Here is a 17,890-nt window from a genome sequence, read left to right as displayed (position 1 = left end):
GTCCTCGCGCCCACCCGCTTTCCGATCGCGATGAAGGCGGACCGCGAGGCCGCGCCGGCTTACGCGGCGCTCGAGACCTCCGTCAGGCCCCATTGCGCCGGCAGGGTGCGAAACGCCAGATGCGTGCCGGCGCTGAGCGCCGCCGTCTTGAAGCCGAACCGGCCCCAGGCGAGCGCCAGCGACTGCTGGGTATGAATCGAGATGTGGCCATTGCGCGGGCCGACATACCACCAGGACATGCCCTGGCTGTCGAAGTCGTCCGGCTGCGTCAACGTCGAATAGAACACCGCGCCGGGCTCGGCCACGTAGCCTGCGATGGCGCCGATCGTGGCCAGCGGATCCGGCACATGCTCGAGCGTCTCGAAGCATGTCACCAGATCGAATTGTCCATCGGGATGCCCGGCGTGCTCGGATACCATCGGATCGTAGGTCACGGCCTCGGCGAAGCCCTGGGCGCGCAGGCTGGTGCAGAACACGTCGTTGCCGCCGCCGAAATCGAGCACCCGCATGTTGGCTTTGTGGGGCGCCCAGAAGCGGGACACGGCTGCCGCATTGTCGGTCGGCCGCTTGACCCGATAATCCGGATCCACGGCTTCATAGCCGTCGTTGTAGATGTGGGTCTTGAACTGCTCGAAGCTCCAGTCGTCGAAGGCATCCGTGAACAGAAAGCCGCAAGTCTCGCAGCGCCGGTAGTAGATCGGAACCCCGGACAGCGGCGCCCGGTGCGCATGCGGGGTCTGGCAGGGCCGGTTCATGTCGACGACCCCGAACAGGTTGGCGGGACCGTCACAGATCTTGCAGGACACGGGGACATTGGAGGTCGGCCGGAGACCGAGGGGGGTAGACAGCATGATCAAATCTCGTCAGTGGGCAGTCTCATCCGGTCGCCGCCGCTGCGCTGGTTCCAGGCGGGCTGCGAATCGGCCGGGACCTACGCTTCCGATGATGGAGCGGTATCGGAATATTTCCAGCGCGGAGTGATCGTTTGCTGACCCTGATGTCGCTTTTGCAAGTAAGTTGCATTAAAGGTCGGTTTCGTTCAAGATGAAGGCATGGACGCTAAATCGACAGACCTTTCGCATCTGCATGCCCTGGTTCCGCCGAGTGACCGCCCGATGAAGGGGGGGTGGCGCGGCGAACGCGGTGAACCGTCGCTTGGCAACATGTTCGCCACGGTGCGGACGGCCACCCAAGGATCGCTCTGGCGAAAGCTGCTGGCTTTTCTCGGCCCCGGGTATCTGGTTGCCGTCGGCTACATGGACCCGGGCAACTGGGCCACGTCGCTCGCCGGCGGTGCCAAGTTCGGCTACGTGCTGCTGTCGGTCGCGTTGCTGTCCAACCTGATGGCCATCGTGCTGCAGTCGTTGTGCACCCGGCTCGGTGTCGCCACCGGCCGCGATCTGGCCCAGGCCTGCCGCGATTCCACGCCGCGCTGGGTTTCGATCCCGCTGTGGCTGTCGGCGGAAATCGCGATCACGGCCACCGATCTCGCCGAGGTCATCGGCACCGCGATCGGTCTCAGCCTGCTGTTCGGGATGCCGCTGTCGATCGGCGTCTGCATCACCGCATTGGACGTCTTTCTGATCCTGGCACTGCAGGCGTTCGGCTTCCGCTGGATCGAGGCCTTCGTGGTCGCGCTGCTCGGAATCATCGCGCTCTGCTTCGCAATCCAGATCGCGATGGCGCAGCCGGACTGGGCCGAGGTGGTCAAGGGCTTCGTGCCGAGCACCCAGCTCATCGCCAATCCCGAGATGCTCTATCTGGCGCTCGGCATTCTCGGCGCGACCGTGATGCCGCACAATCTCTATCTCCACTCCGGCCTGGTGCAGACCCGCGGCTATGGTGACAGTCCGGCCGACAAGCGCGAGGCGATCACGCTCTCGACGATCGATTCCACGATCGCATTGTGCCTGGCGCTGACCATCAACGCCTCGATCCTGATCCTGGCGGCGGCGACGTTCCACCGCACCGGACAACATGATGTGGCCGAGCTCGACCAGGCGCATTCGTTCCTGGCGCCGCTGCTGGGATCGACGATTGCGCCGACGCTGTTCGCGATTGCGCTCCTGTGCTGCGGCCTGAATTCCACGATCACCGCGACCCTCTCGGGGCAGATCGTGATGGAAGGCTTTCTGAATTGGCGGATCGCGCCGTGGCTGCGCCGCCTGATCACGCGCATGATCGCAATCGTGCCGGCCGTCGTGGTCACGATCTGGGCCGGCGAGAAGGCGACCGGGCAGCTCCTGATCCTCAGTCAGGTCGTGCTCAGCCTGCAATTGCCGTTCGCGGTCGTGCCGCTGGTCCTGCTGACGGCAAGCCGCGCCAAGATGGGGCAGTTCGTGGCGCCGCGCTGGTTGACGGCGCTTGCCGCCCTGATCGCGGCCGTGATCATTGCCCTCAACGCCAAGCTGGTGTGGGATCTGGCGACGGGATGAGGAGGGGCGAATGGGGAGTAGCGAATAGGGCACTTTCGATTTCCCTCTTCGCTGCTCCCGATTCGCTATTCGCCCTCTTTCACTCCTGCGGCTCGGGCGCCGTGCCGCCTTCGGCATCGACGCGCAGCCAGCCGGCGGCCGCCAGACGCTGCTGCGGCAGATAGCGGCTCTTGTAGTCCATCTTCTTCGAGTTCTCGATCCAATAGCCGAGATAGACGTAGGGAAGTCCCTGGCGCCGCGCGCGCGCGATGTGGTCGAGGATCATGAAGGTGCCGAGCGAACGCGTGGTCTCGGACGGATCGAAGAACGAATACACCATCGACAGCCCGTCGCTGAGGACGTCGGTCAGGGCAACCGCGACCAGCTCGCCGCCGCGGGCGTTCGGACCATTGCTGAGGTTGCGGCGGCGGTACTCGATGATTCGCGTTTCGACATGGCTGTCCTCGACCATCATGGCGTAATCGAGCACCGTCATGTCGGCCATGCCGCCGTGGCGGTGACGCTGATCGAGATAGCCGCGGAAGATCGAGTATTGCTCGGATGTGGGGACGGCGCTGCGCTGTTCGCCGACCAGATCGGAATTGCGAGCGAGCACTTTGCGGAAGTTGCGCGACGGCCTGAATTCGTTGGCGATCACTCGGACCGACACGCAGGCCCGGCATTGGTCGCAGGCCGGACGATAGGCGATCGACTGGCTGCGTCGGAACCCGCCATGGGTCAGGAGGTCGTTGAGATCGGTCGCCTTGTCGCCGACCAGATGCGTGAACACCTTGCGCTCCTGTCGCCCGGGCAGATACGGGCAGGGCGATGGCGCGGTCAGGTAGAATTGCGGGGTGTCACGCGAATGCTGGGTCAAGGAACGTCGTGAGCCTCCGAGGCGGTCATCAACAGAATTGCGCTCCGAAAGCGGCCGGTCAATCGCTTTTGCTGCATCACCCGTTGCTGCATCACCGGTCGTCTCACCAGGTCCGAGCCGGTTCGGCCAGCTGCGCGCGCACCGACGTGTTGATCACGACGGTGCCGAGCACGAAATCGTGCAGCAGCCGGCGGCGTCCGTTGAACAGCCCGATCAGCAGGACGAAGGGCGACAGCACCGACACGGAGATCCAGAAACACACCGCATGCACGGCACCGAGCACAAAGTACCCCGGCGCGCCGTACCAGGTCCTCACCTGCAGATCCATGACCCGCATGCCGACCGTCGCCGAGTTCGGGCCGCCGATGGTGGCGCCATAATAGACGATGGCCCAGATCACCGAGGCCGGTGAGACCAGCCAGAACAGCGCCCAGCCGAGGCCGAACGTGACCACGCCGAACACGGCAATGAAGATCACGGCCAGGATCACGGGGACCGCAAGCACCAGGAGATCGATGAAGAAGGCGATCATCCGCCGCGTCAGCACGCCGCGAAACAGCTCGGGCTGCTGATACGGATCGTAGGCGTGTGGCCGCAGGCCGGTCCCGTCACTGCCACGATTGCCTGGGCCGGTATATGCCATGAAGGTGCCCTCCCGAATTAGCAACCGAGACATGGGAACAGCGCGCGCGCTTGCAAGGGGCGATCCTTGCAATGCCCGCGGCAAATTTCCGGCGATTTCACGATTTTTTTCGCGAAGAACCGTCGCTGTTGCCTGGCCGTGGCGAGCACCGACGCCGACGGCCCGACGTCGATGCGACGGCCGTTCAGCCGTGACGGCGAAGCCGCTCGGCGGCCTGCGGCGCGAAATAGGTGAGCACGCCATCGGCGCCGGCGCGCTTGAAGGCGAGCAGGCTCTCCATCATCGCCCGGTCGCCGTCGATCCAGCCATTGTTGGCGGCGGCTGCGATCATCGCGTATTCGCCGGACACCTGGTAGGCGAAGGTCGGCATGCCGAAAGTATCCTTCACGCGCCTGACGACGTCGAGATACGGCATGCCCGGCTTCACCATCACCATGTCGGCGCCCTCGGCGATGTCGAGCTCGACCTCGCGCAGCGCCTCGTCGGTGTTGGCGCTGTCCATCTGGTAGGTGCGCTTGTCGCCGGTCAGCGTCTTGGCCGAGCCGATCGCGTCGCGGAACGGGCCATAGAATGCAGAGGCATATTTGGCCGCGTAGGCCATGATCTGCACGTCCAGGAAACCGGCCTGGTCGAGCGCCTGGCGGATGGCGCCGACCCGGCCATCCATCATGTCGGACGGCGCGATGATGTCGCAGCCGGCCTGCGCCTGGACGAGCGCCTGGCGGACCAGCACCGCGACGGTCTCGTCGTTGAGGATCTGGCCATCCCGGATCAGGCCGTCATGGCCATGGCTGGTGAACGGGTCGAGCGCGACGTCGCAGAGCACGCCGATCTCCGGAAACTCCTTCTTGATCGCGCGCACGGCCTGGCAGACCAGATTGTCCGGGTTGCACGCCTCGGAGCCGTGCTCGTCGCGCAGCGCGGGTTCGGTAAAGGGGAACAGCGCGATGCAGGGAATGTCGAGCTTGGCCGCGCGCTCGGCATCGCGAACGATCTCGTCGACGCTCAGCCGTTCCACGCCGGGCATCGAGGCGACGGTGGTGCGGGTCCGCTCGCCGTGCACGACGAACAGCGGCCAGATCAGGTCGTCGGTCGTCAGCACGTTCTCGCGCACCAGGCGGCGCGCCCATTCGGCCTTGCGGTTGCGGCGCGGCCGGATGGTCAGATCGAGCGCCGGCGGCGGTGTTCCCGCGGTCGTGGTGCGCGCGACGTCGCGCATGTCGATCGGGCGCCCGAATTTGATCGCCATGGGGGCTGGCTCCTTGAACTGGCCGGCGAGCCGGGGGATTCGATTTGTTGGTATTCCAACATTGTGTAGCACTTTGCCCGCCGCGCGTCACTTGACCTGACGCAAGCCGTCCGGTTGATTTCCGGCCCGGTTGCTTTCACCGTGCCCGCCGGCCAAGAATCGCCATCCTCCTGGTCTTGAGAGGCCCGATGATCCCAATGATGATGTGTCCGACCGCGTCGAGCGGTCATGCCTGAGATCCCCTCGGCGCGTGACAACGCCGCCATGTCGATTGCCGCCATGTCCTCGGAGCGGCGCGAGGGCGACGACAACGTCTGGACGCGCCGGCTCGTGCTGTTCCTGCGGGTCATGGCGATGCTGTCGATCATCAAGGGCCTTTATCATTGGGCCGAGGTGACCGGCTTCATCGGCGGCGAAGACGATGCGTTCGAGAACCAGGCCATGGCCTGGCAGGCCGCCACGGTCTATTTCGCGGTGATCGAGCTCGTGGCTGCCGTCGGCCTGTGGCTGGCGACGCCGTGGGGCGCGGTGGTGTGGCTCACCACGGTCGTGTCGATGGCGGTGATCGAGCTGATGTTCCCCGGCATCTATGGCGGCAACCTGCTGGTGGTGGCGGGCGAGGCGGTCATGCTTGCCGCCTACCTCGTGCTGGCCTGGATGGCGGCGCGCGAACGACCACCATAGGTGGTAGGTCGCATTCGTTTCGCGGCGTAAATCTTTTCAGCGCGATGTGGGTAATGTTTCGAACACCTTAAGAGCGCCCGCCACAGCCGTTACAGAGACCTTAGCGGCGCATCCCCACCTGTTTTGGAATGCGACAGGGGGATGAAACAGAGCGCGAACATCGCTCGCCGTCCGTCAATGGACTCTTGCAAAAGCTGCTGTAATTACACGATTAAAAGAGGATTCACTCTCCGCGATTCATTCTCTCTTTATGCTCTTATTTAAGGCGATCTTCAAAGCAGGCCCCTTAAGTTCGCTCTATCAGACGGGACAAAAGTTTCGTCGAATAAGTCGACAAAAACGACGACAGGGGAAGTGTCATGATGAAAGCCGTTGCGACGGCCGTGGAGACTGCTGCGCCCGGCCAGGGCGGCACTGTGCAGTCGCTGTATTTGGAAGCCCTGACTCTGGTGGAGCGGCTGCATCGCCGCCTGCTCGACGTCATCAAGGACGAGTTCGATCGCCGTGGTCGTTCGGACATCAACTCGGTCCAGGCGCTGCTGCTTTATAACATCGGCGATAAGGAGCTGACCGCGGGCGAACTGCGCACGCGCGGCTACTATCTCGGCTCCAACGTCTCCTACAATCTGAAGAAGCTGGTCGAACTCGGCTTCCTCGATCACCAGCGTTCGCGCGTCGATCGCCGCTCGGTCCGCATTCGCCTGACCCCGCAGGGTCAGGAGATCCGCCGCATCGTCGACTCGCTCTATCAGAAGCACGTCAAGACGGTGGAGCAGGTGGGCGGCATTTCGAGCGAGGAGTTCTCGACTCTCAACAAGTCGCTGCATCGTCTCGAGCGGTTCTGGACCGACCAGATCCTCTACCGCCTCTGATCTCACATCGTTTCGGCTGAGCCGGCTTCCGACACATCGGATCCAAGACCGGACAGCCGATGATCGTCTGACATCGTTCTTGCGCCGGCCCGCTCGGGCCGGCGTTTTTCTTGTTCGCATTGGCAAAAAACACCCCGCCTCAAATGGAACCAATCAAGGGTTCCCGGGCTTATGTCCGCGGACCGGAGGTCGGACCATGTTGCGCGATGCCGGAATGCAAGTCATGAACGTGGCGATGGTTGGAGATGCGTATGCCATCGCGTCCAACTATCTGCGCCTGTCCGGCGCGATGCCGGAAGAGTTCGCGCCGAACGAAAGGCTCGTCGACATCATCGTTCAGCTGATCCACCGCGGAGAATTCAACAAGCTCAGGCTCGCCAACAAGGCGATCTCGATGTTCGAGATGGCCCAGCACGCCTGACCATGAAGAGGGGATGAAATGGAAGCCGCCATCGATCGCATCATGCACACCTATGACCTGCTGGCGAACCGCACCGCTGCGGCGAGTGACGAAGCGCGCCGCAAGGTGAGCGCCTACATCAAGACCCTGTTCGAGGCCGGTGAGCGCGATCCGCACCGCCTGACGGTATGCGGCCTGACCTATCTGCGCCAGCTCGATGGCCGCGTCGATCCGGTGAAGGCGGGCTACACCGGCCTGTAGTTTGCCCGGGCGAGGAACGCCGACGCGGCGCGCTTGCCTCATGATACCGACAACCTGTATGAGACCGTCCGGTTTCATGCAGGTTGTTTGTTTTTGGGGGGGCGATGCATTTGGTGTCCCGAGTCATTGTTGTGGCAGTAATCTTGGCCTTCGCGTGCGGTGAGCTGAGCCTGCCGACAATGAGTATGGCTGAGACGAGTATGGCTGAGACGGTTCGGCCCCAGAAGGGACCGAACAGTCGAGAAGCGCTGGCCAGAATAGGCGCCTGCGCAGAGACGACGATCACGAAAATTGCTGATCGATTTGATGAGCCGCTGTCGCCTACCCCGTTCAAGCGCGGCGAGAAGCGCAACAATGGTGATCTCATCATGGATCCGGGGATGCACGTGCTGTACCAGAACGGTGCCGAGCAGATCGATGCAGAGTGGAACGCTGGCGTCGCCCATTCCAAGCTGGGCGATCCCGTGCGGCTCTGCACCGTCTGGAAGCCGAAGAAGTGCCCGCCCGGCGATGACCGGGGACGGATTTACAAGGCGACCAATCTCCGGACCAAGGAAACCTGGCAGATGTCGGAAAGCTGGCACTCCTGCGGCGGGGCTTGAGGCAGGGCTTGCTCCGGCGGCCGTCCACCATATCTGGCGCAAATATCCGGTTTGACCCGCAACCGCTTGGCCTGTCGCTCGACTGTCCCTTGGCCTGCCGCCGCCCGTATGGTAAGGGCAGGGGTCTTTTCCGACCGCCTTCACTGAACCGACCGCCAGCCGCTTAAGGCTTTGCGGACGTGGAGATATTTCGCCGATGACCGCCTCCAGCGCCAAGCCCGCATCGTCCGTCGATTCCTTCTTCTCCGCCACCCTGGGCGAGGCCGATCCCGAGATCGCCGCCGCCATCAAGGGCGAGCTCGGCCGGCAACGCCACGAGATCGAGCTGATCGCCTCGGAAAACATCGTCAGCCGGGCGGTCCTGGAGGCCCAGGGCTCGGTGATGACGAACAAATATGCCGAGGGCTATCCGGGCGCGCGCTATTACGGCGGCTGCGAATGGGTCGACGTTGCCGAGAACCTCGCGATCGACCGCGCCAAGAAGCTGTTCGGCGCCAATTTCGCCAACGTCCAGCCGAACTCCGGCAGCCAGATGAACCAGGCCGTGTTCCTGGCGCTGTTGCAGCCCGGCGATACCTTCATGGGCCTCGACCTCGCCGCGGGCGGCCATCTGACCCACGGTTCGCCGGTCAACATGTCAGGCAAGTGGTTCAAGGCCTCGCACTACACGGTGCGCCGCGAGGACCAGCTGATCGACATGGATGCCGTCGCCAGGCAGGCCGAGCAGGTCAAGCCGAAGCTGATCATTGCCGGCGGCAGCGCCTATTCGCGCCCCTGGGACTTCAAGCGCTTCCGCGAGATCGCCGACAGCGTCGGCGCCTATTTCCTGGTCGACATGGCCCACTTCGCCGGCCTCGTCGCCGGTGGCGCGCATGCCTCGCCGATGCCCCATGCTCACATCGTGACCACCACGACTCACAAATCGCTGCGCGGCCCGCGCGGCGGCCTGATCCTGTGGAACGACGAGCAGTTCACCAAGAAGCTGAACTCGGCGATCTTCCCGGGCCTGCAGGGCGGCCCGCTGATGCATGTGATCGCGGCCAAGGCGGTCGCCTTTGCCGAGGCGCTGCGGCCGGAGTTCAAGGTCTACGCGAAGAACATCGTCGAGAACGCGAAGGCGCTGGCGGAATCGCTGCGTGCCCACGGCTTCGACATCGTCTCCGGGGGGACTGACAACCATCTGATGCTGGTCGACCTCCGGCCGAAGGGGCTGAAGGGCAACGTCTCGGAGAAGGCGCTGGTCCGTGCCGGCATCACCTCCAACAAGAACGGCATTCCGTTCGACCCCGAGAAGCCGTTCGTCACCTCGGGCCTGCGGCTCGGGACGCCTGCGGCGACGACCCGTGGCTTCGGCGTCGCTGAATTCCAGCAGGTCGGCGGCCTCATTGCCGAGGTGCTGAACGCGATCGCGCAGGCGCCGGACGGCAGCGCGCCGCTGGTCGAGGCTGCGGTCAAGGACAAGGTGAGGGCGCTGACCGACCGGTTCCCGATCTATCAGTAAGGCTTGAAGCCACGATGCGCTGCCCGAGCTGCAACAGCCTCGATACGCAGGTGAAGGACTCCCGCCCCACCGAGGATTCCTCGGTGATCCGGCGGCGGCGGGTCTGCGTCACCTGCAATTTCCGCTTCACGACCTTCGAGCGGGTGCAGCTGCGCGAACTCACCGTCATCAAGCGCAACGGCCGCCGCGTGCCGTTCGACCGCGACAAGCTGATGCGCTCGGTGCAGATCTCGCTGCGCAAGCGTGCGGTCGATCCCGAGCGGGTCGAGAAGATGGTGTCGGCGATCGTGCGCGAACTCGAGAGCGGCGGTGAATCGGAAGTCTCCTCGGAGGCGATCGGCGAGATCGTGATGGAGCATCTGCGCGACCTCGACGACGTCGCCTATGTCCGCTTCGCCTCGGTCTATCGCAATTTCCGCGAGGCCAAGGATTTCGAGGCCGTGCTCGGCGAGCTCTCGGCCGAGGACGAGACGCCGCGGCTTGCCCCGGTCCGCAAATGATCTTCCGGGTTCTGGTCGATCAGGTCGGTGAGAAGCTGAAAGCGCAAAAGGACGCCGACCGCCGCTTCATGCAGCTCGCGCTGACGCTCGGCCGCCGCGGCCTCGGGCGGACCTGGCCGAACCCCGCCGTCGGCGCCGTCGTGGTCAAGGACGGCATCATCGTCGGCCGTGGCTGGACCCAGCCGGGCGGACGTCCGCACGCCGAGCCGGAGGCGCTTCGCCGCGCCGGCGAGGCGGCCAAGGGCGCCACGCTCTATGTGACCTTGGAGCCGTGCTCGCATGTCGGCAAGTCGCCGCCCTGCGTGGATGCGGTCATCGCCGCCGGCATCAGCCGGGTGGTTTCGGCGATCGAGGACCCCAATCCCGAGGTCGCAGGGCAGGGGCACGCCAAGCTGCGCGCCGCCGGCATCCAGGTCGAGGTCGGCCTCTGTTCGGCAGACGCCAAGCGCGACCATGCCGGCCATTTCCGCCGCATTCGCGACGGCCGTCCGCACGTGATTCTGAAGCTCGCCGTGTCGGCCGACGACAAGATCGCAGCGAGCGGCAACAAGCCCGTCGCGATTACCGGCGAGGTGGCGCGGACGCGCGTGCATCTGTTGCGCGCCCAGAGCGATGCGATCCTGATCGGCGTGCGCACCGCGATCGCCGATGATCCGCTGCTGACATGCCGTCTGCCGGGCATGGACGCCCGCTCGCCGGTCCGTGTCGTACTGGATCCGGTGCTGCGGCTTCCGGCCACGAGCCGTCTGATGCAGTCCGCGCGCACGACGCCGCTCTGGCTGCTCGCCTCCGAGGTCGCGGAGCCGGCCACGGCGGCGCGGTTGGGGGCCGCTGGGGCGCAGGTGATCCGCGTGCCGCCGCAGGCTGCCCCGTCCGCGCTCGAGCCGCCGGCGGTGCTCAAGGCGCTGGCGGAGCGCGGCATCACGCGCCTGATGATCGAAGGCGGCAGCCGCGTCGCATCATCTTTCATGCAGAGTGGCCTCGTCGATGAAATCTGGCTCCTGCGCGGTCCCGGCGAGATCGGGGCCGACGGGATTGCTGCGCTGGACGCATTGCCGTTGACCGCAATCACGCAGTCGCCCGCCTATCGCGTTCGTGCTAGCGAAGCGCTCGATCACGATACCCTTATGATTTACGAGCGCGTGTAATGTTCACAGGCATCGTCACCGACATCGGCGAGATCGTCAGCCTGACGCCACGGACCGAAGGCAAGCTGCACCGGTTGCGCATCGCCTGCGCCTATGACCAGGCCGGAATTGCCGATGGCGCGTCAATCGCCAACAACGGCGTCTGCCTCACCGTTGTGCAGTCCGGAGTGGCTGACGGAAAGACCTGGTTCGAGGTCGATGCCGCAGCCGAGACGCTGGCGCTGACGACGGCCAAGCATTGGCGTGTCGGCGCGAAGCTCAACCTCGAGCGGGCGCTGAAGATCGGCGACGAACTCGGCGGTCACATCGTCTCCGGCCATGTCGATGGCATCGCGACCATCGTCAGCCGCGAGGACCTGCCGGACATGGCGCGCTTCGTGCTGAAGACGACGCGGGAGCTGGCGCGCTTCATCGCCACCAAGGGCTCGGTGACGCTCGACGGCGTCTCGCTCACGGTCAACACCGTCGACGAGCTGACCTTCTCGGTCCTGATCATTCCGCATACGCTGTCGGTCACCACGCTGTCATCCTGGCAGGGCGGCAGCGAGGTCAATCTCGAGGTCGACCTGATGGCGCGCTACGCCGCGCGGCTGACGGAAATGAAGTAGCTTGGAATCGCAGACGCCGGCGCCTACAACGCCGGCCAAACTCCTCATGGTGAGGAGGCGCATGCACCGGAGCAGGCCGCGCACTCGCGAGGCCGGAAGCCACCGATGCACTCTGAAGGCGCCTTCTCGAACCATGAGGCCCTAATCGTTCTCGTCCCTTCGAGACGCGGCCAAGAGGCCGCTGCTCAGGGTGAGGCACTTTCAAAACGGATTGAACCGATGGCAGACGCACGGCGCGCGCCGCTCAAAGACCAGACCGACATCACCGGCGCGCGGGCGCTGATCGTCGAAGCTCGCTTCTACGACGACATCCAGGACGCAATGCTCGAAGGCGCCATCGCCGAGCTGAAGGCGGCCGGCGTGAGCTATGAGATCCTCACCGTCACCGGCTCCTTGGAAATCCCGGCGACCATCGCCATCGCGCTCGATGCCGCCACTGCCAGCAGCAAGCCCTATGACCTCGCGATCGCGCTCGGTTGCGTGATCCGCGGCGATACCATCCATTTCGAGATCGTGTCGCAGGAGTCCTCCCGCGCCCTGATGGACCTGTCGGTCGCGCGCGGCTTGCCGCTCGGCAACGGCATCCTCACGGTCAACACTGAGGACCAGGCCTGGGCGCGGGCGCGCGTCTCCGAGATGAACAAGGGCGGCGATGCCGCCCGCGCCGCGCTCGCCGTGCTGCGCATCAAACGCCGTCTCGCGCGAGGCTGAGATGGCCGACAACAGCAACAAGCCCTTTAAAGGCCCGATGCGACCGAACGATCGCAAGGCCAACCGGCGCGGCGCCGCGCGGCTCGCCGCCGTGCAGGCGCTCTACCAGATGGACATCGCCGGCGCGGGCATCAACGATGTGCTTGCCGAATTCGAGAGCCACTGGCTCGGCACCGAGGTCGAGGGCGAGCAGTATCTGCCGGCCGAGGCCGCCTTCTTCCGCGACATCGTCTCCGGCGTGGTGCGCGACCAGACCAGGATCGATCCCGTGCTGGACACCGCGCTGGAGCGCGGCTGGCCGCTGCAGCGGATCGAGGCGATCCTGCGCGCGGTGCTGCGCGCCGGCGCCTATGAGCTGGAGCGGCGCAAGGACATTCCGGCCCGCGTCGTGGTGTCCGAATATGTCGATATCGCCCACGCCTTCGTCGAGCGCGACGAGACCGGGATGGTCAATGCCGTGCTGGAGCAGCTGGCCCGGCAATACCGCGCCGACGAGATGGGGCCGAAGTAGGTGATGGGCCGGATCGCAGCAGGGTCGTTGCGAACCGGCGCGGTGCCAGCTTGCATGTTCAACTGTCATCACCCGCGAAAGCGGGTGATCCAGTATTCCAGAGGCGCCTCGGGGATACGCAGGGCTATCGCTTATGGATATGTGGAGCTGCCACAGCGAGCGAGCCTGCCGATGAGTTACTCCGTCATGCCCGGGCTTGTCCCGGGCATCCACGTCGTTCTCAGCATGCCGGACGACGTGGATGGCCGGGACAGGCCCGGCCATGACGACGTGGTGAGAGACGGGCACAAGACTGTGATCGTCATATGCAATCGACCTTGGGGGATACGGAGGGACCGCGGCGTACTGGATCGCCCGGTCGAGCCGGGCGATGACAGGGGAGTGAGGGGAGGGCGCCCATGACCCAAGCCCCCTCTGGCGAAGATTCTCTCATCGCGCGCTACTTCAAGCCTCTCGCGACCGATCCCGGCGCCTTCGGCCTGATTGATGACGCCGCAACCATCCCGGCCGGCACCGACGACCTCGTCGTCAACACCGACGCCATCGTCGAAGGCGTCCACTACCTGCCGGAGGACCCTGCCGACACGATCGCGCGCAAGGCGCTGCGGGTGAACCTGTCCGATCTCGCCGCCAAGGGCGCGGTCCCCGCCGGCTTCCTGCTGACGCTCGCGCTGCGGCATAAGGACGAGGCCTGGCTCGCCGCCTTCGCCTGCGGCCTCGGCGAGGACGCCGCGGCGTTCGGCTGCCCGCTGCTCGGCGGCGACACGGTGTCGACGCCGGGCCCGGTCATGATCTCGATCACGGCCTGGGGCCGGGTGCCCAAGGGGCGGATGGTGCACCGCTTCGGAGCCCGTCCCGGCGACCGCGTCATGGTCACCGGAACGATCGGTGATGCGGCGCTGGGCCTGCGCATTCTTCAGGGCAAAGCGGAGGCTGCCGCGCTGGCCGACGATCCCGCCGTGCGGGATATGCTGATCGGACGCTATCGCGTGCCGCAGCCGCGCGCGGCGTTGGCGGCCGCGGTGAGGGAGTTCGCAACGGCGGCGATGGACGTCTCGGATGGTCTCGCGGGGGACCTCGCCAAGCTCTGTGCCGCCTCTCGTGTCAGCGCCGACATCGCACTACCGCACATTCCGACCTCGGCAGCAGCTGCGAAGCTTCTCACGATGGGAGTCGTCCAGCCGGAAACGCTGATCTCCGGCGGCGACGACTACGAGATCCTGTGCGCCATTCCCCCGGCGCAATGCCCGTCGTTCCGCACTGCGGCGGGGCTCGCGGGCGTCGCCGTCGCCGACATCGGCGTCATCGTCGACGGCCCGGGCGCCCCGCGCGTCCTGGACGGGCAGGGCCGCCCGGTCATCCTGCAACGTCTGTCCTACAGCCACTTCTGATACCCATTCGCAACCGCACATTGCGACCAAAGAAGCGTCTGAATTTGGAGCGGTTCAGGTGTCGCGGCGTTGCGTCATGATGGCGATTTTGGCAAGGTCCGGGACATTCGAGGCGGCTCCGCCCGGGGCGGTCTGATATAGGGGGCGTGCGTCGCACCATCGCGGCGTGACGTAGTTAGAAAAGCAAAGAGCCGAGGAAACTAAATGTCAGCTTTATGGGTGATCGTGCTCTGCGGAGCGCTGTCGATCGTCTATGCGATCTGGGCCACACAATCGGTGCTCAGCGCGGATGCCGGCAATGCGCGGATGCAGGAAATCGCGGCGGCCGTGCGCGAGGGCGCGCAGGCCTATCTTCGCCGCCAATACACGACGATCGGAATCGTCGGCGTCGTGATCTTCGTGCTCCTTGCGTATTTCCTCGGCATGCTCGTCGCGATCGGCTTTGCGATCGGCGCGATCCTCTCCGGCGCAGCCGGCTTCATCGGCATGAACGTGTCGGTGCGTGCCAACGTCCGCACCGCACAGGCGGCGATCACCTCGCTTGCCGGCGGCCTGGAACTGGCCTTCAAGGCGGGCGCCATCACCGGCCTGCTCGTGGCGGGCCTTGCGCTGCTCGGCGTCACGATCTACTTCGGCATCCTCACCGGCTTCATGGCGCTCGCGCCCGACAGCCGCACGGTGATCGACGCGCTGGTCGCGCTCGGCTTCGGCGCCTCGCTGATCTCGATCTTCGCCCGTCTCGGCGGCGGCATTTTCACCAAGGGCGCCGACGTCGGCGGTGACCTCGTCGGCAAGGTCGAAGCGGGCATTCCCGAGGACGATCCGCGGAACCCCGCGACAATCGCCGACAACGTCGGCGACAATGTCGGTGACTGCGCCGGCATGGCGGCCGATCTGTTCGAGACCTATGCGGTGACCGCGGTCGCCACCATGGTGCTGGCGGCGATCTTCTTCGCCAAGTCGTCGCTGCTGACGAACATGATGACCTTGCCGCTCGCCATCGGCGGCATCTGCATCCTCACCTCGATCGCCGGCACCTTCTTCGTCAAGCTCGGCGCCAGCCAGTCGATCATGGGCGCGCTGTACAAGGGCCTGATCGCAACCGGCGTGCTCTCGCTCGCCGGCCTCGCCATCGCGATCGCCTGGCTGATCGGCTTCGGCAAGCTCGACGGCGTCGACTACACCGGCACGGCGCTGTTCGTCTGCGGCGTCGTCGGCCTCGTCGTGACCGGACTGATCATCTGGATCACTGAGTACTACACCGGCACCGACTTCCGCCCGGTCAAGTCGATCGCGGCGGCCTCGGTCACCGGTCACGGCACCAACGTGATCCAAGGCTTGGCCATCTCAATGGAAGCGACTGCGCTGCCCGCGCTCGTGATCATCGCCGGCATCCTGGTCACCTACAGCCTCGCCGGTCTGTTCGGCATCGCGATCGCGACCACCACGATGCTGGCACTGGCCGGCATGATCGTCGCGCTCGACGCCTTCGGTCCCGTCACCGACAATGCCGGCGGCATCGCCGAGATGGCCGGGCTGCCGAAGGAGGTCCGCAAGTCCACCGACGCGCTCGACGCGGTCGGCAACACCACCAAGGCCGTCACCAAGGGCTACGCGATCGGCTCCGCCGGTCTCGGCGCGCTGGTGCTGTTCGCGGCCTATAACCAGGACCTGCAGTTCTTCATCGCCGACTCCGCCAAGCATCCGTACTTCGCGGGGATCAAGCCGGACTTCTCCCTGAACAATCCCTATGTCGTGGTCGGCCTCTTGTTCGGCGGCCTGCTGCCGTATCTGTTCGGTGCGATGGGCATGACCGCGGTCGGCCGCGCCGCCGGCGCGATCGTGGAAGAAGTGCGTCGTCAGTTCCGCGAGAAGCCGGGCATCATGCAGGGCACCGACAAGCCGGATTACGGCAAGGCGGTCGACCTGCTGACCAAGGCGGCGATCAAGGAGATGATCATCCCCTCGCTGCTCCCGGTGCTGTCACCGATCGTGGTGTACTTCCTGATCTACGCGATCGCCGGCGGTGGCGCAGCCGGCAAGTCGGCGGCGTTCTCCGCGGTCGGCGCCATGCTGCTCGGCGTCATCGTCACCGGCCTGTTCGTCGCCATTTCGATGACCTCGGGCGGCGGTGCCTGGGACAACGCCAAGAAGTACATCGAGGACGGCCATTTCGGCGGCAAGGGCTCGGATGCCCACAAGTCGGCCGTCACCGGTGACACCGTCGGCGATCCCTACAAGGACACGGCGGGCCCGGCGGTGAACCCGATGATCAAGATCACCAACATCGTCGCCCTGCTGCTGCTGGCGATCCTGGCGCACTGAGGCGGACGCAACGCCCTGAACGAACAAAGACCCCGCGGTGCGAGCCGCGGGGTTTTTCGTTGCCAGCAATGGTTCGGTACCGTTGGCTATTCCGCCGCGCGTTGCCGTGTCCGATAGCTCTGCAGCATGCTCTGCGCGGTCCGCGGCTGCATCTGGGTGAAGCTCGCCAGGTGCTGGTCGAGCTGCGGGCGCGCGGTGCCGCTGGCGCTGGCCTGCATGAACAGCAAGGTTGTCGTCGTGACCCAGGACAGATCGAGCGCCTTGGCGAGCACCAGCAGCTGATCCGGCTGCTTGCGCACGAAGGCGCGCTCGACGACGTCGAGCGGCAGCCTGCACATCAGCGACAGCGCCAGCGTGACCTTGTCGAAGCTGCCTTCCTTGGCGAAGCCGTGCAGCAGGGGCTCGTTGAGTTGGCCGAACGCGTGGAGCTGCTCGACATAGGCCTTGGCGTTGGCAAAATCGGCCGAGCGGGTCCGCGCCGCCGCCTGCAAGCGGTCGGAGGCCTGCGCCACGGCGATATCGACGATCTCGGCCCGCGCCGCGTCGGCTGTCGCGAGCTGGTTGCGCACGGCGTCCGAGGCTTCCACGAACAACCGGACCAGCACCTCGCGCGGACTGTCGGGCCGGCTCCAGAGCTTCAGCGCCAGGCCGGGATCATCGGACGCCTTCGTCACCAGGCCGGAGAAGCCGTGATCCGAGAAGCGGGCGCCGTCATTGTCGGCGGTGTTCGCGACCACGGCCTGATCGCCGCGATCGACGAGCACGTCGGTGACGGCTTCGGTCAGGACCTTGCGGCCGGAGATGGCGAGCAGATGCTCCTGGCTCCGGCTCTGCGCGGTTGCGACCAGCGTCTGCTCGTCGAGCCGATCGCTCTGGCGCAGCACGGGACCTGCGACCGCGATCGTGTCGTCGGCGGCGAGATGTCGGATCACGCGCGGCGGCGCGTCCGGCAGCACGGCGAGTCGGCTGCCCAGCTCGGCGCGCGCGGCGACGGCCACGTTGTCGAGCAGCTTGGACAGCACGTGATCGAACAGATCGACATGCTCGTCATTGAACTTGCCGGAACCGACCACGAACAGGTCGGCGACGCGCTCCAGGATTTCCGCGCGTCGCGAGACGTAGCGGCTGGCGAGAATGTCTTCGAGCTGATGCAGGACGCTGTTGGACAAGGCACGGGCTCACGCGATGGGACA

Annotated in this window: 19 protein-coding genes; 14 read left to right on the top strand and 5 right to left on the bottom strand. The window is 65.5% G+C overall.

The genetic code is table 11. The features are described from left to right. Positions 1-59: 59 nt before the first annotated feature. Complete coding sequence (locus ACQR1B_RS22100) at positions 60-851, bottom strand: class I SAM-dependent methyltransferase (RefSeq protein WP_434833784.1); 792 nt, start codon at positions 849-851, stop codon at positions 60-62. A gap of 201 nt (positions 852-1,052) precedes the next feature. Between ACQR1B_RS22100 and ACQR1B_RS22095 the strand changes: the two genes are divergently transcribed. After that, complete coding sequence (locus ACQR1B_RS22095; RefSeq protein ID WP_434833785.1) at positions 1,053-2,435, top strand: Nramp family divalent metal transporter; 1,383 nt, start codon at positions 1,053-1,055, stop codon at positions 2,433-2,435. Between the two features lie 79 nt (positions 2,436-2,514). Here ACQR1B_RS22095 and ACQR1B_RS22090 read toward each other — a convergent pair whose 3' ends face one another. From ACQR1B_RS22090 to hemB, 3 genes are all read right to left on the bottom strand, one after another. Then, positions 2,515-3,291: an arginyltransferase gene (locus ACQR1B_RS22090; protein WP_434833786.1), complete on the bottom strand. Its 777-nt coding sequence runs from the start codon at positions 3,289-3,291 to the stop codon at positions 2,515-2,517. A 103-nt stretch (positions 3,292-3,394) separates the two neighbouring features. Further along, positions 3,395-3,934 carry an RDD family protein gene (locus ACQR1B_RS22085; RefSeq protein WP_434833787.1) on the bottom strand — a complete coding sequence of 180 codons (540 nt, stop codon included), beginning with the start codon at positions 3,932-3,934 and terminating at the stop codon, positions 3,395-3,397. Positions 3,935-4,118: 184 nt separating this feature from the next. Continuing rightward, positions 4,119-5,183: a porphobilinogen synthase gene (gene hemB, locus ACQR1B_RS22080; RefSeq protein ID WP_434833788.1), complete on the bottom strand. Its 1,065-nt coding sequence runs from the start codon at positions 5,181-5,183 to the stop codon at positions 4,119-4,121. Between the two features lie 228 nt (positions 5,184-5,411). Between hemB and ACQR1B_RS22075 the strand changes: the two genes are divergently transcribed. The 13 genes from ACQR1B_RS22075 (at position 5,412) to ACQR1B_RS22015 (ending at position 16,697) form a co-directional block, all read left to right on the top strand. After that, positions 5,412-5,867 (top strand): DUF6163 family protein, encoded by a 456-nt coding sequence (locus ACQR1B_RS22075; protein ID WP_434833789.1) that lies wholly within the window; start codon positions 5,412-5,414, stop codon positions 5,865-5,867. A gap of 359 nt (positions 5,868-6,226) precedes the next feature. Then, a complete protein-coding gene (gene ldtR / locus ACQR1B_RS22070; RefSeq protein ID WP_008962376.1) occupies positions 6,227-6,739 on the top strand; it encodes a transcriptional regulator LdtR in 513 nt (170 codons plus the stop codon). Positions 6,740-6,935: 196 nt separating this feature from the next. Further along, complete coding sequence (locus ACQR1B_RS22065; RefSeq protein ID WP_434833790.1) at positions 6,936-7,160, top strand: hypothetical protein; 225 nt, start codon at positions 6,936-6,938, stop codon at positions 7,158-7,160. A gap of 18 nt (positions 7,161-7,178) precedes the next feature. Then, a complete protein-coding gene (locus ACQR1B_RS22060; protein ID WP_284419370.1) occupies positions 7,179-7,400 on the top strand; it encodes a hypothetical protein in 222 nt (73 codons plus the stop codon). A 200-nt stretch (positions 7,401-7,600) separates the two neighbouring features. Next, a complete protein-coding gene (locus ACQR1B_RS22055; protein ID WP_434833791.1) occupies positions 7,601-8,002 on the top strand; it encodes a hypothetical protein in 402 nt (133 codons plus the stop codon). Between the two features lie 196 nt (positions 8,003-8,198). Beyond that, on the top strand, positions 8,199-9,503 hold the full coding sequence (gene glyA / locus ACQR1B_RS22050) for a serine hydroxymethyltransferase (protein ID WP_434833792.1): 1,305 nt from the start codon (positions 8,199-8,201) through the stop codon (positions 9,501-9,503). A gap of 14 nt (positions 9,504-9,517) precedes the next feature. After that, the gene (nrdR, locus tag ACQR1B_RS22045; RefSeq protein WP_434833793.1) at positions 9,518-10,003 is read left to right on the top strand and encodes a transcriptional regulator NrdR; all 486 of its coding nucleotides are present in this window, start codon (positions 9,518-9,520) and stop codon (positions 10,001-10,003) included. Continuing rightward, positions 10,000-11,151, top strand: coding sequence for a bifunctional diaminohydroxyphosphoribosylaminopyrimidine deaminase/5-amino-6-(5-phosphoribosylamino)uracil reductase RibD (ribD, locus tag ACQR1B_RS22040; RefSeq protein WP_434833794.1), 1,152 nt, complete (start codon positions 10,000-10,002; stop codon positions 11,149-11,151). The genes nrdR and ribD overlap by 4 nt, the downstream gene beginning before the upstream one ends. Next, positions 11,151-11,759 carry a riboflavin synthase gene (locus ACQR1B_RS22035; RefSeq protein ID WP_434833795.1) on the top strand — a complete coding sequence of 203 codons (609 nt, stop codon included), beginning with the start codon at positions 11,151-11,153 and terminating at the stop codon, positions 11,757-11,759. The genes ribD and ACQR1B_RS22035 overlap by 1 nt, the downstream gene beginning before the upstream one ends. Positions 11,760-11,978: 219 nt before the next feature. Beyond that, positions 11,979-12,470, top strand: coding sequence for a 6,7-dimethyl-8-ribityllumazine synthase (gene ribH / locus ACQR1B_RS22030; RefSeq protein WP_434833796.1), 492 nt, complete (start codon positions 11,979-11,981; stop codon positions 12,468-12,470). A gap of 1 nt (position 12,471) precedes the next feature. After that, positions 12,472-12,981 carry a transcription antitermination factor NusB gene (gene nusB / locus ACQR1B_RS22025; RefSeq protein ID WP_434833797.1) on the top strand — a complete coding sequence of 170 codons (510 nt, stop codon included), beginning with the start codon at positions 12,472-12,474 and terminating at the stop codon, positions 12,979-12,981. Between the two features lie 398 nt (positions 12,982-13,379). Further along, the gene (gene thiL, locus ACQR1B_RS22020) at positions 13,380-14,372 is read left to right on the top strand and encodes a thiamine-phosphate kinase (RefSeq protein ID WP_434833798.1); all 993 of its coding nucleotides are present in this window, start codon (positions 13,380-13,382) and stop codon (positions 14,370-14,372) included. Between the two features lie 204 nt (positions 14,373-14,576). Next, the gene (locus ACQR1B_RS22015) at positions 14,577-16,697 is read left to right on the top strand and encodes a sodium-translocating pyrophosphatase (RefSeq protein WP_434833799.1); all 2,121 of its coding nucleotides are present in this window, start codon (positions 14,577-14,579) and stop codon (positions 16,695-16,697) included. An 86-nt stretch (positions 16,698-16,783) separates the two neighbouring features. Here the strand turns inward: ACQR1B_RS22015 and ACQR1B_RS22010 are convergent, their stop codons facing one another. Continuing rightward, positions 16,784-17,866, bottom strand: coding sequence for a DUF2336 domain-containing protein (locus ACQR1B_RS22010; protein ID WP_434833800.1), 1,083 nt, complete (start codon positions 17,864-17,866; stop codon positions 16,784-16,786). Positions 17,867-17,890: the final 24 nt, after the last annotated feature.

It is taken from the genome of Bradyrhizobium oligotrophicum (assembly GCF_051168495.1).
GTDB classification, from domain to species: Bacteria; Pseudomonadota; Alphaproteobacteria; order Rhizobiales; family Xanthobacteraceae; genus Bradyrhizobium; species Bradyrhizobium oligotrophicum_A.
Note: the sequence above shows the minus strand (reverse complement) of the source record. Positions and strands in the feature narration are given on the sequence as shown.

Bases quoted from the DNA above. Each gene is read 5' to 3' on its own strand.
- ACQR1B_RS22100 (WP_434833784.1), bottom strand. From the start codon at position 851: ATGCTGTCTACCCCCCTCGGTCTCCGGCCGACCTCCAATGTCCCCGTG.
- ACQR1B_RS22095 (WP_434833785.1), top strand. From the start codon at position 1,053: ATGGACGCTAAATCGACAGACCTTTCGCATCTGCATGCCCTGGTTCCG.
- ACQR1B_RS22085 (WP_434833787.1), bottom strand. From the start codon at position 3,934: ATGGCATATACCGGCCCAGGCAATCGTGGCAGTGACGGGACCGGCCTG.
- hemB (WP_434833788.1), bottom strand. From the start codon at position 5,183: ATGGCGATCAAATTCGGGCGCCCGATCGACATGCGCGACGTCGCGCGC.
- ACQR1B_RS22075 (WP_434833789.1), top strand. From the start codon at position 5,412: ATGCCTGAGATCCCCTCGGCGCGTGACAACGCCGCCATGTCGATTGCC.
- ldtR (WP_008962376.1), top strand. From the start codon at position 6,227: ATGATGAAAGCCGTTGCGACGGCCGTGGAGACTGCTGCGCCCGGCCAG.
- ACQR1B_RS22065 (WP_434833790.1), top strand. From the start codon at position 6,936: ATGTTGCGCGATGCCGGAATGCAAGTCATGAACGTGGCGATGGTTGGA.
- ACQR1B_RS22060 (WP_284419370.1), top strand. From the start codon at position 7,179: ATGGAAGCCGCCATCGATCGCATCATGCACACCTATGACCTGCTGGCG.
- ACQR1B_RS22055 (WP_434833791.1), top strand. From the start codon at position 7,601: ATGGCTGAGACGGTTCGGCCCCAGAAGGGACCGAACAGTCGAGAAGCG.
- glyA (WP_434833792.1), top strand. From the start codon at position 8,199: ATGACCGCCTCCAGCGCCAAGCCCGCATCGTCCGTCGATTCCTTCTTC.
- nrdR (WP_434833793.1), top strand. From the start codon at position 9,518: ATGCGCTGCCCGAGCTGCAACAGCCTCGATACGCAGGTGAAGGACTCC.
- ribD (WP_434833794.1), top strand. From the start codon at position 10,000: ATGATCTTCCGGGTTCTGGTCGATCAGGTCGGTGAGAAGCTGAAAGCG.
- ACQR1B_RS22035 (WP_434833795.1), top strand. From the start codon at position 11,151: ATGTTCACAGGCATCGTCACCGACATCGGCGAGATCGTCAGCCTGACG.
- ribH (WP_434833796.1), top strand. From the start codon at position 11,979: ATGGCAGACGCACGGCGCGCGCCGCTCAAAGACCAGACCGACATCACC.
- nusB (WP_434833797.1), top strand. From the start codon at position 12,472: ATGGCCGACAACAGCAACAAGCCCTTTAAAGGCCCGATGCGACCGAAC.
- thiL (WP_434833798.1), top strand. From the start codon at position 13,380: ATGACCCAAGCCCCCTCTGGCGAAGATTCTCTCATCGCGCGCTACTTC.
- ACQR1B_RS22015 (WP_434833799.1), top strand. From the start codon at position 14,577: ATGTCAGCTTTATGGGTGATCGTGCTCTGCGGAGCGCTGTCGATCGTC.